Consider the following 14,328-nt stretch of genomic DNA (forward strand, 5'->3'; position numbering starts at 1 on the left):
TACGTAATGACATGGTATCTCTCGCATCCCAGGGCATAAGCGACTCCATAAACGGGTTCTTATGCCTTAGTTGTAAGTGTCTACCATGTCCCCGAACAAGTGTTCATGATGTCCCCGGACTGTACAAGGGAGAGGGCCGGGGTGAGGGGATAAATGAGGGTGATTTTTAAACAATAAACCTTCATTTAATCCGCTATTACAGCGTATAATCCCCGCCCTTCGAATTCGATAACTACCCCCCGGAAGCATTATGAGCGCTATTTCCCTGATCCAGCCGGATCGCGACCTCTTTTCATGGCCGCAATACTGGGCGGCCTGCTTTGGCCCCGCACCCTTTTTGCCCATGTCACGTGAGGAAATGGATCAACTTGGCTGGGACAGCTGCGACATCATTCTGGTTACCGGGGATGCCTATGTCGATCACCCGAGTTTCGGCATGGCGATCTGTGGACGTATGCTGGAAGCGCAGGGTTTCCGCGTGGGGATCATCGCCCAGCCGGACTGGAACAGCAAAGACGACTTTATGCGTCTCGGTAAACCGAATCTGTTCTTCGGCGTGACCGCGGGCAACATGGACTCGATGATCAACCGTTACACCGCTGATCGTAAACTGCGCCACGACGACGCCTATACGCCGGATAACGTGGCGGGTAAACGTCCCGATCGCGCGACGCTCGTCTACACCCAGCGCTGTAAAGAAGCCTGGAAAGACGTGCCGGTGATCCTGGGGGGTATCGAAGCCAGCCTGCGCCGTACCGCGCACTATGATTACTGGTCTGACACCGTGCGCCGTTCGGTGCTGGTGGACTCCAAAGCCGACATGCTGATCTTCGGCAACGGCGAGCGCCCGTTGGTGGAAGTCGCGCATCGCCTCTCGCAGGGCGAACCGGTTAGCACAATTCGCGATGTGCGTAACACCGCCATCATGGTGAAAGAAGCGCTGCCGGGGTGGAGCGGCGTGGATTCACGTATTATTGATATGCCGGGCAAAATCGATCCGATCCCGCATCCCTATGGCGAGGATCTGCCGTGCGCCGATAACAAACCTGTGGAACCGAAGAAAGCTGAAGCAAAAGCCGTCGTCGTGCAGCCGCCGCGCCCGAAACCCTGGGAAAAAACCTACGTGCTGCTGCCATCCTTTGAGAAGGTTAAAGCCGATAAAGTGCTGTACGCCCACGCCTCGCGTATTCTGCACCATGAAACTAACCCAGGCTGCGCCCGCGCGTTGATGCAAAAACACGGTGAGCGTTATATCTGGATCAACCCGCCCGCCATTCCGCTCTCCACCGAAGAGATGGACAGCGTATTTGCGCTGCCGTACAAGCGTGTTCCGCATCCGGCCTATGGCACTGCCCGTATCCCGGCGTATGAGATGATCCGCTTCTCCATCAACATTATGCGTGGCTGCTTTGGCGGCTGTTCGTTCTGCTCCATTACCGAGCACGAAGGGCGCATTATTCAGAGCCGTTCTGAAGATTCCATCGTCAACGAGATCGAAGCGATTCGCGACACGGTGCCGGGCTTTACCGGCGTGATTTCGGATCTTGGCGGCCCGACCGCTAACATGTATATGCTGCGCTGTAAGTCGCCGCGCGCCGAGCAAACCTGCCGTCGTCTGTCGTGCGTCTATCCGGATATTTGTCAGCACATGGACACCAACCATGAGCCGACCATCAATCTCTATCGTCGCGCCCGCGATCTGAAGGGCATCAAGAAGATCCTGATTGCCTCCGGTGTGCGTTATGACATCGCCGTGGAAGATCCGCGCTATATCAAAGAGCTGGCGACGCATCACGTTGGCGGTTACCTGAAAATTGCCCCGGAGCATACCGAAGAGGGGCCGTTGTCGAAGATGATGAAGCCGGGCATGGGCAGCTATGACCGCTTTAAAGAGCTGTTCGACACCTACTCGAAACAGGCGGGCAAAGAGCAGTATCTGATCCCGTACTTTATCTCCGCGCACCCTGGTACGCGCGATGAGGACATGGTGAATCTGGCGCTGTGGCTGAAGCAGCGACGTTTCCGTCTGGATCAGGTGCAGAATTTCTATCCGTCGCCGCTCGCCAACTCCACCACCATGTATTACACCGGCAAAAATCCGCTGGGTAAAATTGGCTATAAGAGTGAAGACGTGGTGATCCCGAAAGGGGATAAACAGCGTCGTTTGCATAAAGCCTTGCTGCGTTATCACGACCCGAAAAACTGGCCGCTGATCCGTCAGGCGCTGGAAGAGATGGGGAAAAAACATCTGATTGGCGGACGCCGCGACTGCCTGGTGCCGTCGCCGACCATTGAAGAGATGCGTGAAGCCAAGCGGCAGAATCGCCATACCCGCCCGGCATTGACCAAACATACGCCGGTGGCGCATCAGCGTCAGACGCCGGCCAGCGCCAAAAAACGCAGTAAGGTTGCCGGGGGGTAAGCCTGTTGCCCGGTGGCGCTTCGCTTACCGGGCCTACAGGAGCGCAGACCTGCCACAGCCGGATAAGACGCGAGCGTCGCCATCCGGCAGCGGATTACCCGCCGAACTGGTCCGGATCCGGGCCGAGACGTTTGCCCTGATCCAGTTTGGCGATTTCGCTCAGTTCGTCTTTATCGAGACGGAAATCCCATACATCGAAGTTTTCCACGATGCGCGCAGGCGTAACGGATTTCGGGATCACGACCAGGCCCTGATCCAGGTGCCAGCGGATGACGATTTGCGCCGGGGTTTTGCCGTATTTATCTGCAAGCGTGCGGATCACTTTCTGATCGAACACCCCTTCACCGCCCTGTGCCAGCGGGCTCCAGGATTCAGTCTGGATCTTATGCGTAGCGTTCCAGGCATGCAGCTGACGTTGTTGCAGCAGCGGGTGCAGTTCGATCTGGTTGATCACCGGCGTGACGCCTGTTTCATCGATCAGCCGTTGCAGATGGTGGATCTGGAAGTTACACACGCCGATGCTTTTCACCAGCCCCTGTTTCTGTAGATCGATCATTCCTTTCCAGGCGTCGACATAGTGATCGATAGCCGGCACCGGCCAGTGCATCAGGTAGAGATCAACATGATCGAGTTGCAGTTTATCGAGGCTTTCCTGTAACGCTTCCTGTGGCCGTTTCTGATCGTCATTCCACAGTTTGGTGGTGATGAACAGATCCTCACGCGCGACGCCAGCACTCTGCAACGCTTTGCCGACGCCTTCTTCGTTCTTGTACGCGGCAGCGGTATCGATGGAGCGATAACCCACTTCCAGCGCTTTATGAATGGCGGAGATCACTTCCTCATTGCCCGCTTTCCACACGCCGAGACCCAGTTGCGGCATGATGTTGCCGTCCTGAAGCTTGATAACGGTTGGATTTGCCATGCATTCCTCCTTTTTGAAGTTCACCAGGCATACGCCTGGTGAAAGGGTGTGACTTAAGTCTGGACGAAAAGCCCGAAAACGAAAGCCGCAGAAGAAAAAACCTTTAGCGAGCCGCTTCGTAGATGCGACGGCTGACATCGAGGGTTATGTCCTGATGTTCGCCTAATTGCGTCATACCGTGCTCTTCCAGTTTCGCCAGCAGGGCAGGGATGGAGCTGCCGTCCAGACCGTAGCCGGACAGGCGCGTCGGCACACCCATCTGCTCGAAGAAATGGCGGGTGGCGGCGATAGCGGCATCGATACGCTCGTCGTCAGAGCCTTCCGTGATGTTCCATACGCGCTCGGCGTACTGCAACAGTTTGCCGCGTTTGACGTCGCGTTTCTCATTCCACAGCGCAGGCAGTACAACCGCCAGCGTCTGGGCATGATCCAGGCCGTGCATCGCCGTCAGTTCGTGGCCCAGCATATGGGTCGCCCAGTCCTGCGGCACACCAGCGCCAATCAGGCCGTTCAGCGCCTGGGTTGCCGCCCACATCACATTAGCGCGCACGTTGTAGTTTTCCGGATCGGTCAGCGCTTTCGGGCCGTCTTCAATCAGCGTCAGCAGAATACCTTCCGCAAAACGGTCCTGAATTTTGGCATCTACCGGGTAAGTGACGTACTGTTCAACGGTGTGCACAAAGGCATCCACCACGCCATTCGCCACCTGGCGCGGCGGCAGGGTGTAGGTGTAAACCGGATCCAGCACGGCGAACACCGGCTGGACGAACGGCGAGTGGAATGCCTGTTTATCGCCGGTGGTTTTACGGGAGATCACGGCACCTTTGTTGGACTCAGAGCCGGTGGCGGGCAATGTCAGCACCGAACCCATCGGGATCGCGCTTTTGATCTCGCTGCCGGAATTTTGCAGGATCTGCCATGGATCGATACCTTCAGGGTAGTGCGCTGCGGCGGCGATAAATTTGGTGCCGTCCAGCACCGAACCGCCGCCAACCGCCAGCAGGAAGGTGACGTTTTCGTTGCGGGCAATCTCCACCGCTTTCATCAGAGTTTCATAAGACGGATTCGGCTCAATGCCGCCGAACTCCAGCACGTCGAGGCCGTCGAGGGCGCTGTAAACCTGATCCAGCACGCCGGTTTTTTTGACGCTGCCGCCGCCGTAGGTGATCAGTACGCGAGCGCCTGCCGGGATCTGGTCGCGCAGATCGGCAATGGCGTTTTTACCAAACAGGATGCGGGTAGGGGTATGCAGATTAAAGTTATTCATTGCTCGTGCCCTTATGTGGGTTAAAAAACGGCTGACCACGAATGGCCTGATGCGAACCATTGTGGCCATCGGGGCCGCTCCTCTCAATGCACATTTCTGCCGATGTCTTGCCCATTTCTCCATGCTACTGGAGAATATGCACAGAAATGCGCACACTGTAACGGTCAAAAACCGCACCCGGAGTGGCGATAAATGAACCGCGAAGCAATCTGCCTGCACCTGACCGATCAGGTTAAGCGACTGAAAATTCATGAGAACAAACTGAGCGCGTTGCTGCCGGACATCCGCTTGCTGTACGGCACGCAGCCGGGTACGCGCACGCCGGTCATGTACCAGCCGGGCATCGTGATCCTCTTTTCCGGGCATAAAACGGGTTATATCAATGACCGCGTATTCCGCTACGACGCCAATGAATATCTGCTGCTCACCGTGCCACTGCCGTTTGAATGCGAAACCTTTGCCACGCCGGAAGTGCCGCTGGCGGGGATCCGCGTCAACGTGGATATTCTCCAGCTTCAGGAATTGCTGATGGATATTGGCGAGGACGAGCATTTCCAGCCGGCAATGGCGGCCAGCGGCATTAATTCCGCCACGCTGTCAGATGAAATTCTCTGCGCGGTGGAGCGCCTGCTCGACGTAATGGAGCGCCCGCTGGATGCGCGTATCCTCGGCAGGCAAATCGTGCGCGAAATTCTCTATCACGTGCTGACGGGGCCGCGCGGCGGCGCGTTGCTGGCGCTGGTGAGCCGTCAGACGCATTTCAGCCTGATCAGCCGCGTGTTAAAACGCATCGAAAGTCAGTACACGGAAAACCTGAGCGTTGACCAGCTGGCCGCCGAAGCCAATATGAGCGTCTCGGCGTTCCACCATAATTTCAAGTCAGTGACCAGCACCTCGCCGTTGCAGTATCTGAAAAGCTACCGGCTGCACCGGGCGCGGATGTTGATGATCCACGATGGCATGAAAGCCAGCGCGGCGGCGATGCGGGTAGGCTATGAAAGCGCCTCGCAGTTCAGCCGCGAGTTTAAACGCTTTTTTGGCGTAACGCCGGGAGAGGATGCTGCACGGATCAGAATGATGCAGGGGACGTAAAACCCCTCACCGCAGGGTGAGGGGATAGAATCAGGCGTTGCAGTATTTCTTTTTGATCACCACGATCAGCGTACCCAGTAATCCGGCGACCAGCAGGAAAATCGGCAGGATCATCAGGAAGGTCATCACCTGATCTTCATGGCGTTTTACGATGGGGATCATGCTCAGCGCATAGCCCAGCGAGGTTACCGCGCCCACCCACAGCAGCGCGCTCAGCCAGTTGAAGAACTGGAAGCGGCGGTTTGAGAGGCCGGAGATCCCCGCCATCGTGGGCAACAACGTGCGGATAAAAGCCAGAAAACGTCCTGCCAGCAGCGCCAAAAGGCCATGCCGTTCGAACATGCAGGTAGCCCGCTCGTGGTATTTGACCGGCAACTGCGCCAGCCAGCTTTTCACCACCCGCGTGTTGCCCAGCCAGCGGCCCTGAATATAGCTCAGCCAGCAGCCCAGACTGGCAGCGGTGGTGAGGATCACCAGCGCCGGCACAAAGTCCATGACGCCGCGAGCGATCAGGGCGCCCGTCAGAAGAAGCAGGCTGTCACCGGGTAAGAAAGAGGCCGGAAGTAATCCGTTTTCCAGAAACAGCGTCGCAAACATCACAAAGTAAACGACACCGACAACATGTGGATCAGCTAACGCCGCGAAATCATGATGCCAGAGCGCGGCGATAATATCTTGAATAACTACCATGGACTTTCCTGTGGAACCGCATATTGAGCGCTATTGTACGCCTGAAATGTTAAGGACACCTTGATCCCCCACGCAAGAAATGCAGACGAGTCTGCTGGTCTGGAAAGATTTCTTGTCAGGCTGCTAACTTTACACGATGCGCTCAAATCCCGCTGCTAAATCAGCACGTAAATCCTCAACGTTTTCCAAACCTATATGCAGGCGGATAAGTGTGCCGCTAAAGTCGACGTCAGCGCCCGGACGGATGGCCGCAATGTGCTCTGGCTGGTTCGCTAAAATGAGCGATTCAAAACCGCCCCACGAGTAGGCCATGCTGAACAGCGTGAAGTGATCCAGATATGCCGCCAGCTCCTGATTGTTCAGGCGCTTACGCAGCACAAACGAAAACAAACCGCTGCTGCCGGTAAAGTCGCGCTTCCAGAATTCATGCCCCTTGCTGCCCGGCAGTGCAGGGTGATTAACCGCCGCCACCTGCGGATGCGTCGCCAGCCACTCGGCGAGCTGCACACTGCTTTCCTGATGCTGGCGCAGACGCACGCTGAGGGTACGCAAGCCGCGGCTGGTCATGTAAGCGGTATCGGCATCCACCATTTGCCCCATCAGGTAGGCATTCTCGCGCAATTGCTCCCAGCAGCGGGCATTGGCCACGGCGGTGCCGATCATGCCGTCAGAGTGGCCGATCAGGTATTTGGTGGCCGCCTGTATGGAAATATCGATGCCAAAATCCAGGGCTTTAAACAGAATGCCTGCCGCCCAGGTGTTGTCGATCATGATGATCGCTTCGGGGGCCACGCGCCGCACGGCGGCAACAATCGCGGGGACGTCGTGCACTTCCATGGTGATCGAACCGGGCGATTCGAGAAACACGATGCGGGTATTTGGTTTGACCAGCTTAGCAATGTCGGCACCGATCAAGGGATCGAACCACTCCGTGGTCACGCCCATCTTCGAGAGAATTTTCGAGCAGAAATCCTGCGTGGGTTCGTAAGCAGTATGGGTGACCAGAATATGATCGCCCTGTTCGACAAACGCCAGAATGGTATTGGCTACTGCCGCCGCCCCGCACGGAAACAGCGCGCAGCCCGCGCCGCCTTCCAGTTCGCACATCGCCTCCTGCAGGGAGAAATGCGTCAGCGTGCCGCGACGGCCATAAAACAGTTCACCGCTGGCGCGTCCGCGCGTGGCCTGTTTTTTCGCTTCTACCGTGTCGAACACCAGAGAAGAGGCGCGCTGGATAACGCTGTTCACCGCGCCCTGAGTATATTTCTTGCTGCGCCCGGCATTTACCAGCGCGGTATCAATGTGCTTCGCTGCCATAATCGAAACCTGTTTTTTATACGTCTGGATGTCCAGACTACCATGAATGCCCCATTCTGCATCCTGAGGGTTATTCATCAAGAACAATATTTTCTTAAAACCCGGCGATGAAACCTTTTACTGAGTAAGCGCAAAGAAAAGCAGAAAGAATACAGGCACCATTCAAATACTAATGAGAACTACTATCAATTCGACGTCGTTTTGATATTATTACGCTCAGATTTTGTGAATTATGTCCGGAGATACAGAGTGGGTAATAATTTGATGCAGACGGACCTTTCCGTCTGGGGTATGTACCATCATGCCGATATTGTTGTAAAAATCGTGATGATTGGCCTGATCCTGGCGTCAGTAGTCACCTGGGCAATCTTCTTCAGCAAAAGTGTTGAACTGATTTCGCAAAAGCGTCGTTTAAAGCGCGAACAGCAGCTGCTCGGTGAAGCCCGCTCGTTGAACCAGGCCCGTGAAATCGCTGCCTCCTTCAAATCGAAAAGTCTCAGCACGCTGTTGATCAACGAAGCGCAGAACGAGCTGGAGCTGTCTGCGGGTTCAGAAGATAACGAAGGTATTAAAGAACGTACCGGTTTCCGCCTGGAGCGTCGTGTGGCGGCGGTGGGTCGTCATATGGGCCGTGGTAATGGCTATCTGGCAACCATCGGTGCCATCTCTCCGTTTATCGGTCTGTTCGGTACGGTGTGGGGCATCATGAACAGCTTTATCGGTATCGCGCAGACGCAGACCACTAACCTTGCGGTTGTCGCGCCAGGTATCGCAGAAGCGCTGTTAGCCACGGCGATTGGTCTGGTTGCGGCGATCCCGGCGGTGGTGATCTACAACATCTTTGCCCGCATGATTGGCAGCTACAAAGCCTCGCTGGGCGACGTTGCCGCACAGGTGCTGTTACTGCAAAGCCGCGATCTTGATCTGGCCGCCAGCTCGACGGCTCAACCGGTGCACGCTGCACAGAAATTACGTTTAGGTTAATGTCCTATGGCAATGCGTCTTAATGAAAACCTGGACGATAACGGCGAAATGCATGAAATCAACGTGACGCCGTTTATCGACGTCATGCTGGTGCTGCTGATTATCTTTATGGTTGCCGCACCGCTGGCAACGGTCGATGTGAAGGTCAATTTGCCTGCATCGTCCAGCCAGCCGCAACCGCGTCCGGAAAAACCGGTCTATTTGTCAGTAAAAGCAGATAACACCATGTTTATCGGTAACGATCAGGTAACGGATGAAACCATGATCGCGGCGCTGAACGCGCTGACTGCGGGCAAAAAAGACACCACGGTTTTCTTCCGCGCGGATAAAACCGTGGATTACGAAACGATGATGAAGGTGATGGATACGCTGCATCAGGCGGGCTATCTGAAGATAGGCCTGGTGGGTGAAGAGGTCGCGAAAGCGAAGTAATCGCCTTATCGCGCCCGGCGGCGCTGCGCTTGCCGGGCCTACCAGATTTGGTAGGTGTGTGCAGAGTACATCGAAATCCCGTAGGCCGGGTAAGGCGAAGCCGCCACCCGGCGAAGAGTACATTGGGATCCCGTAGGCCGGGTAAGGCGAAGCCGCCACCCGGCGAAGAGCAAATCAGAACGCTGACGCAGGTCAGCTTTTTTTTGCGTGTTCTTCCGGGACGGGCGGTGTTTTCTCTTTCAGCGCCACGCTGGTGACGTTCGGGGTGCGGTAACCGCCGTCAGCCAGCTTACGCGTAATACGCAGCGTAGCTGTCTCACGCGCCAGCAGGTGCTGGTAGTTGCTTTCCAGGCGGGACATGATTTTGTCGTACAGTGCCGGGTGTCGCGTCGCCACCTCGTTAATCACGGCACCGTAAATCTCTTCTTTGACCTGCAACGCATAGATTTCGCGGCGATTCTGCCATTTTAAGCGTACCAGCGCGGCTGGAATGGAGACTAAATCGCGCGCCAGCCGGGTAATATGATCATTTTTACTTTGTATCAGGGCATCGAGATTTTGCTTTAAGATAAATTCATCGCTTTTATGATTATCTAAAGTCAAATAAACGTTGTTGTCCTCAACATCCTTCACGTTATTCTTCCTCGAGTTTATAAAACAAAGGCCCATCTTTTTCGCGGGTAATCAGGTTAAGCCAAATATCATTGCCGGCTTCATTTATTTCTTCGGTTTTTTCGGCAATTATTTGACTTAAAGTCTGCGCATCGATGTCCCCTTCAGCTTGTAAATCGTTAAGCAGTCGGGTAAAGGTTTCAATTTTCACTACGCGAAATAATCGATCTTTTATATGGCGATCGCGTTCTTCCAGCAACATATTTCTTGATTGCCTGGTATGGCTGACATTCGTTAATATATCGCTTTCTAAATCAGAGAGCGTTCTTTTTCCCTGAGTTAAATTAACGTCTTTTTCTGCTTCCCCCGATTCGGTTTCCTTCGCGGAAATGTGAAAACGAGCCGGGACAAGGTTCTCGGGCAGCATCTCTAATATCCTTTGATTTCAAACGAGTGGGGAAGGGGTCCGGGCGTGAGGTGCGTTGACAATATCATGGCAGACTTTTAAAATCAAAAAAAATGGAGCCAGCCCATGAACAGTATTTTTTATTCTGTTATTGCTTTGCTGTTACTTACAGCGGGTGTACTTGTTATGATGCGCGAGCTGAATAAAGGCACGCCAGCCGCAGACAGCAACCCACATCCCGAGGCAACGCCGTTGTCGAAGGAGGAGGGAGAAGATCACTTTTCAATGTTAATGAATGCCATTACGCCGGTATGGTATTGGCGCGTCAATCATGAATATATTGATTTTTTGCACGCGACAATTAAAAGAATGAACATATCGCAAATAAATAGCGTGCCGGGCTTATTTGAAGCACAACGTCGTTGTAGCGATCTGAATTCCGCGGTGTATAAGTATTACGATAATATAAAAAAACGTTGTTTTAATGGCGAAAGAGTACCGCATTCCGATCTGGATTTACTGAACTTAAGTCAGTGCTTCCACGAATTCAGTCTCGACGCCTATCCGGAACTGGTGGCGCTGGTATGGCCAGAGTATGCCCGTCCGGATGTGGATCCGCGAGACGTGAGCACCGCGAAGATCGCAGAAGGGTAAATGCCGGGAAGGTATCCCGGCATGAAGACATTATTTGTCTGATGACGCCTGCCAGAGATTTAGCTCGCCGTCTGCCACATGTTTATCGATCTGCACCAGTTCTTCCGCGCTGAAGGTGAGATGACTGAGCGCCCGCACGTTCTCCTCGATTTGCTCCGGACGGCTTGCGCCAATCAGTACCGAGGTGACGCGCGCGTCTTTCAGCAGCCAGCTTAACGCCATCTGCGCCATGGACTGCCCGCGCTGCTGCGCCATCTCGTTGAGCAGACGCAAACTGTTGAGGTTGCTCTCGGTCAGCATCTTCTCGGTTAACCCGCGCACCTTTTTGCCTTCCCGCTGCATACGCGAACCGTCAGGAATGCCGTTGAGGTATTTGCCGGTCAGCAGACCCTGCGCCAGCGGCGTAAAGGCGATACAGCCCACGCCGTTGGCTTCAAGCGTGTCCAGCAGGCCGCTTTTGTCAACCCAGCGGTTAAGCAGGTTGTAAGACGGCTGGTGGATGAGCAGCGGTATTTTCCATTCACGCAGCAAATCGACCATCGTCTGCGTGCGTTCAGATGAATAGGACGAAATACCGACATACAGCGCTTTTCCACTCTGCACGGCCTGCGCCAGCGCCGAGGCTGTCTCTTCCATTGGCGTGTTCTCATCCACGCGGTGGGAATAGAAAATATCGACGTACTCCAGCCCCATACGACTGAGGCTCTGATCGAGACTGGCGAGCAGATACTTACGCGAACCGCCGGAACCATACGGACCAGGCCACATATCATAGCCCGCTTTAGTCGAGATGATCAGCTCATCGCGGTACGCGGCAAAGTCTTCCCGGAGCAGACGGCCAAAGTTTTCCTCGGCGCTGCCCGGCGGCGGGCCATAGTTATTGGCTAAATCGAAATGGGTTATACCTGCATCAAAAGCGGTGCGCAGCAGGGCGCGCTGTGTTTCCAGCGGTTGTACATGACCAAAACTGTGCCACAGACCCAGCGACAGGGCGGGCAGGCGCAGCCCGCTCTTCCCGCAGTAGCGATACTGCATCTCCTCGTAGCGGGCAGGGTTAGCTAACCAGGGCATGATGTCTCCTTTCTTGATTATAAAAATTCGAAACAGTGTTTCTATTTTAGCGTTATGACCGCTCCTCACAAGCCGCTACCGTCACAAATCTTTTAGGATGATGTAGCGATGCTTAACTATTCATGCATCTTACTTATCGTTTCAGCCCCGGCTAAGGGCATGGGTCAGCAAGAAAGCGGAAGGTCAGGCAGCGTAAGCATTCGTGAGGTATTGATGCGGAAAAGAGAAAGCATTTATTACGGGTAACATCTGCATAATATGTCAAAAACGCTAATTAATTATACGTGTCGAATTAAAGGATCACTTAATTTAAATTAATTCGCGCTCCTTGAATTACCGTCTATATTGAGATGCTGCACCAGCATGCCAGGAATAATATTATTTAAGTAAGGGCTTTTTTTGATCGTCAACGTTGTTTAAATGAGCACTAAAACGCTATTTTTTTTGGGAAGATTCTTATTCTCCATTTGTTAAAAAATCTTAGCAGACTAAATAAGTAAGCAAAAGATTTTCTCTTAAAGATAAGTAGCTTACAGATAGTACCCGTTGTCGCTATCTGGCGTTTTGTTATGTAAAAGTGTGAGCAAAAGTGAATGGCGATATTATTAAAATGCCTGGAGCCTTGTTTTTAAAAGGATTCCTGGCGGAATATTTTTTGATTAAAAAATCTCCGCCAGGGCATACATATTACGCATATTTTGCCGATAACCATAATAAGTCCCACCTTCTGGATGGGAATGCACCTCAAGCAAGGAATTAACTATGCGTATGCTCCAAAATTTTACAATTCGCTTTGTGATGCTCGCCATCCTGGGCGTTTTCTGCCTGCTATGGTCAGGCGTCGGGTTATACAGCGTTTTATCGCTGTCGAAAGTGGCCGACGGTAATGAAGTGGATCGTCAACTGGTCACGCAGATGACGTTGCTCAGCCAGGGCAACGATCAGTATTTCCGCGTGGTCACCCGCCTGACGCGGGCAATGGACGTGAAAGCGTCAGGCGGTACTGCCGATTTTGGGCCGGTCCAGCAGGCGCTGGACAATATGAAAACCAAACTCGACGCGCTGAAGGCGATTTCGCCAGGTCCGATTGATGCCAACGTCTCAGCCCAGGTGCTCAGCAGCTGGCAGGCGCTGCTGGATCAGGGCGTGACGCCGCAGGTCCAGTTTGCGCAGCAGGGGAATGTCGAGGCTTATCGCAATCAGGCAAACAGCGTAACGCCGGGTCTGAGCCGTGCGTTTGGCGCCAGCGCCGAAGCATTTAATAAGGCGGCGAGCCAGAAGCTGGATGATACCCGCATCATGGTTGATGAGCAGACCAGTATGACCCGTACACTCATTATTGTCGCCGTGGTGCTCGGTATCCTGTTACTGCTGTTCTCGGACCGCTATCTGGTAACAATGCTGGTAAAACCGCTGGCGAAAATCCGTCAGCACTTCCGTTTGATCGCGCAGGGTGACCTCAGCCAGCCGGTCGAAGCAATGGGCCGCAACTGTGTGGGTCAGATGGTGCCGCTGTTACAGGCAATGCAGGACAGTCTGCGGGAATCCGTCAGCGCTATTCGGGCTGGCAGCGACAATATCTGGCGCGGAGCGACGGAAATTTCCAGCGGTAATAACGACCTCTCTTCCCGTACCGAGGAGCAGGCCGCCGCGCTGGAAGAGACGGCGGCGAGCATGGAACAGTTGACCGCGACCGTGAAGCTGAACGCTGAAAGCGCGCGTCAGGCCAGCGAACTGGCAGATGTGGCTTCCACTACTGCCAGTAAAGGCGGCGCGCTGGTCAGTGAAGTGGTTACGACGATGACCGGAATTTCTGACAGCTCGAAGAAAATTGCTGAGATCACCACGGTGATCAACAGCATTGCCTTCCAGACCAATATCCTGGCGCTGAACGCTGCCGTTGAAGCCGCGCGTGCCGGTGAACAGGGGCGTGGTTTTGCGGTAGTGGCCGGTGAAGTGCGTAACCTGGCGAGCCGTAGCGCCGGGGCTGCTAAAGAGATCGAAACCCTGATTGCCGATTCGGTAAACCGTGTTGAGCGGGGCGCAAAACTGGTGAACGATACCGGTACCACGATGGAAGGGATCCTGCGCGCCGTCACCGAAGTTACCACCATAATGAAACAGATCGCCGGGGCCTCTGCGGAACAGAGCAAAGGCATTTCGCAGGTGGGAATTGCGATCACGCAGATGGACAGCGTTACCCAGCAGAACGCTGCGCTGGTTGAGCAGGTTTCGGCGGCTGCCGCTGCCCTTGAGCGGCAGACTGAAGAACTGCAACGTGCGGTGCAACAGTTCCGTTTATCAGCCGATGAGCAGAAAGTCGCCGCCGCACCGACGATCGCTGCTGCGCCACGCCACGTGGCAGCAACGAAATCTGCCGCCGATGAGTGGGTTGCTTTCTGATAGTTCGCTTTCTGTAACCGGAGCCACGACGTTATCGTCGTGGCTTTTTTGATCGC

At 54.4% G+C, this 14,328-nt stretch carries 13 protein-coding genes; 6 read left to right on the forward strand and 7 right to left on the reverse strand.

From position 1 onward, the window contains the following. Positions 1 to 250: 250 nt before the first annotated feature. Complete coding sequence (locus KW828_RS19810; RefSeq protein WP_218337970.1) at positions 251 to 2,422, forward strand: YgiQ family radical SAM protein; 2,172 nt, start codon at positions 251 to 253, stop codon at positions 2,420 to 2,422. Between the two features lie 94 nt (positions 2,423 to 2,516). Here the strand turns inward: KW828_RS19810 and dkgA are convergent, their stop codons facing one another. Then, a complete protein-coding gene (gene dkgA, locus KW828_RS19815; protein WP_218337971.1) occupies positions 2,517 to 3,344 on the reverse strand; it encodes a 2,5-didehydrogluconate reductase DkgA in 828 nt (275 codons plus the stop codon). A 103-nt stretch (positions 3,345 to 3,447) separates the two neighbouring features. Further along, the gene (yqhD, locus tag KW828_RS19820) at positions 3,448 to 4,611 is read right to left on the reverse strand and encodes an alcohol dehydrogenase (RefSeq protein WP_218337972.1); all 1,164 of its coding nucleotides are present in this window, start codon (positions 4,609 to 4,611) and stop codon (positions 3,448 to 3,450) included. Positions 4,612 to 4,803: 192 nt separating this feature from the next. Here yqhD and KW828_RS19825 point away from each other — a divergent pair, with 192 nt between their 5' ends. Beyond that, positions 4,804 to 5,703, forward strand: coding sequence for an AraC family transcriptional regulator (locus KW828_RS19825; RefSeq protein WP_218337973.1), 900 nt, complete (start codon positions 4,804 to 4,806; stop codon positions 5,701 to 5,703). A 30-nt stretch (positions 5,704 to 5,733) separates the two neighbouring features. On the opposite strand, the gene yghB is transcribed toward KW828_RS19825, so the two are convergent. Further along, positions 5,734 to 6,393 (reverse strand): DedA family general envelope maintenance protein YghB, encoded by a 660-nt coding sequence (yghB, locus tag KW828_RS19830; protein ID WP_218337974.1) that lies wholly within the window; start codon positions 6,391 to 6,393, stop codon positions 5,734 to 5,736. 129 nt (positions 6,394 to 6,522) lie between these two features. Next, entirely contained in the window at positions 6,523 to 7,710 is a 1,188-nt protein-coding gene (gene metC / locus KW828_RS19835) for a cystathionine beta-lyase (RefSeq protein ID WP_218338015.1), read from the reverse strand. 249 nt (positions 7,711 to 7,959) lie between these two features. Between metC and exbB the strand changes: the two genes are divergently transcribed. Together exbB and exbD are read left to right on the forward strand one after the other, a co-directional pair. Then, positions 7,960 to 8,694, forward strand: coding sequence for a tol-pal system-associated acyl-CoA thioesterase (exbB, locus tag KW828_RS19840; protein WP_218337975.1), 735 nt, complete (start codon positions 7,960 to 7,962; stop codon positions 8,692 to 8,694). Positions 8,695 to 8,700: 6 nt separating this feature from the next. Beyond that, positions 8,701 to 9,126, forward strand: coding sequence for a TonB system transport protein ExbD (exbD, locus tag KW828_RS19845; RefSeq protein ID WP_218337976.1), 426 nt, complete (start codon positions 8,701 to 8,703; stop codon positions 9,124 to 9,126). Between the two features lie 192 nt (positions 9,127 to 9,318). Here exbD and KW828_RS19850 read toward each other — a convergent pair whose 3' ends face one another. Both KW828_RS19850 and KW828_RS19855 read right to left on the reverse strand, forming a co-directional pair. After that, complete coding sequence (locus KW828_RS19850) at positions 9,319 to 9,759, reverse strand: cytoplasmic protein (RefSeq protein ID WP_218337977.1); 441 nt, start codon at positions 9,757 to 9,759, stop codon at positions 9,319 to 9,321. 1 nt (position 9,760) lies between these two features. Further along, complete coding sequence (locus tag KW828_RS19855) at positions 9,761 to 10,165, reverse strand: hypothetical protein (RefSeq protein WP_218337978.1); 405 nt, start codon at positions 10,163 to 10,165, stop codon at positions 9,761 to 9,763. Positions 10,166 to 10,270: 105 nt separating this feature from the next. Here KW828_RS19855 and KW828_RS19860 point away from each other — a divergent pair, with 105 nt between their 5' ends. Continuing rightward, positions 10,271 to 10,798: an ESA_00282 family adhesion-associated protein gene (locus KW828_RS19860; protein WP_218337979.1), complete on the forward strand. Its 528-nt coding sequence runs from the start codon at positions 10,271 to 10,273 to the stop codon at positions 10,796 to 10,798. Positions 10,799 to 10,828: 30 nt separating this feature from the next. On the opposite strand, the gene KW828_RS19865 is transcribed toward KW828_RS19860, so the two are convergent. After that, positions 10,829 to 11,869: an aldo/keto reductase gene (locus tag KW828_RS19865; RefSeq protein WP_218337980.1), complete on the reverse strand. Its 1,041-nt coding sequence runs from the start codon at positions 11,867 to 11,869 to the stop codon at positions 10,829 to 10,831. Between the two features lie 762 nt (positions 11,870 to 12,631). Here KW828_RS19865 and KW828_RS19870 point away from each other — a divergent pair. Continuing rightward, the gene (locus KW828_RS19870; protein WP_218337981.1) at positions 12,632 to 14,272 is read left to right on the forward strand and encodes a methyl-accepting chemotaxis protein; all 1,641 of its coding nucleotides are present in this window, start codon (positions 12,632 to 12,634) and stop codon (positions 14,270 to 14,272) included. The last annotated feature ends 56 nt before the right edge of the window (positions 14,273 to 14,328 follow it).

The organism is Enterobacter sp. ENT03 (assembly GCF_019218745.1).
GTDB lineage: Bacteria > Pseudomonadota > Gammaproteobacteria > Enterobacterales > Enterobacteriaceae > Enterobacter_D.

Excerpts from the sequence above, each read along its gene's own strand:
- KW828_RS19865 (WP_218337980.1), bottom strand. The coding sequence starts at position 11,869 with ATGCCCTGGTTAGCTAACCCTGCCCGCTACGAGGAGATGCAGTATCGC.
- metC (WP_218338015.1), bottom strand. The coding sequence starts at position 7,710 with ATGGCAGCGAAGCACATTGATACCGCGCTGGTAAATGCCGGGCGCAGC.
- KW828_RS19810 (WP_218337970.1), top strand. The coding sequence starts at position 251 with ATGAGCGCTATTTCCCTGATCCAGCCGGATCGCGACCTCTTTTCATGG.
- KW828_RS19855 (WP_218337978.1), bottom strand. The coding sequence starts at position 10,165 with ATGCTGCCCGAGAACCTTGTCCCGGCTCGTTTTCACATTTCCGCGAAG.
- KW828_RS19870 (WP_218337981.1), top strand. The coding sequence starts at position 12,632 with ATGCGTATGCTCCAAAATTTTACAATTCGCTTTGTGATGCTCGCCATC.
- KW828_RS19860 (WP_218337979.1), top strand. The coding sequence starts at position 10,271 with ATGAACAGTATTTTTTATTCTGTTATTGCTTTGCTGTTACTTACAGCG.
- yqhD (WP_218337972.1), bottom strand. The coding sequence starts at position 4,611 with ATGAATAACTTTAATCTGCATACCCCTACCCGCATCCTGTTTGGTAAA.
- KW828_RS19825 (WP_218337973.1), top strand. The coding sequence starts at position 4,804 with ATGAACCGCGAAGCAATCTGCCTGCACCTGACCGATCAGGTTAAGCGA.
- dkgA (WP_218337971.1), bottom strand. The coding sequence starts at position 3,344 with ATGGCAAATCCAACCGTTATCAAGCTTCAGGACGGCAACATCATGCCG.
- exbD (WP_218337976.1), top strand. The coding sequence starts at position 8,701 with ATGGCAATGCGTCTTAATGAAAACCTGGACGATAACGGCGAAATGCAT.
- yghB (WP_218337974.1), bottom strand. The coding sequence starts at position 6,393 with ATGGTAGTTATTCAAGATATTATCGCCGCGCTCTGGCATCATGATTTC.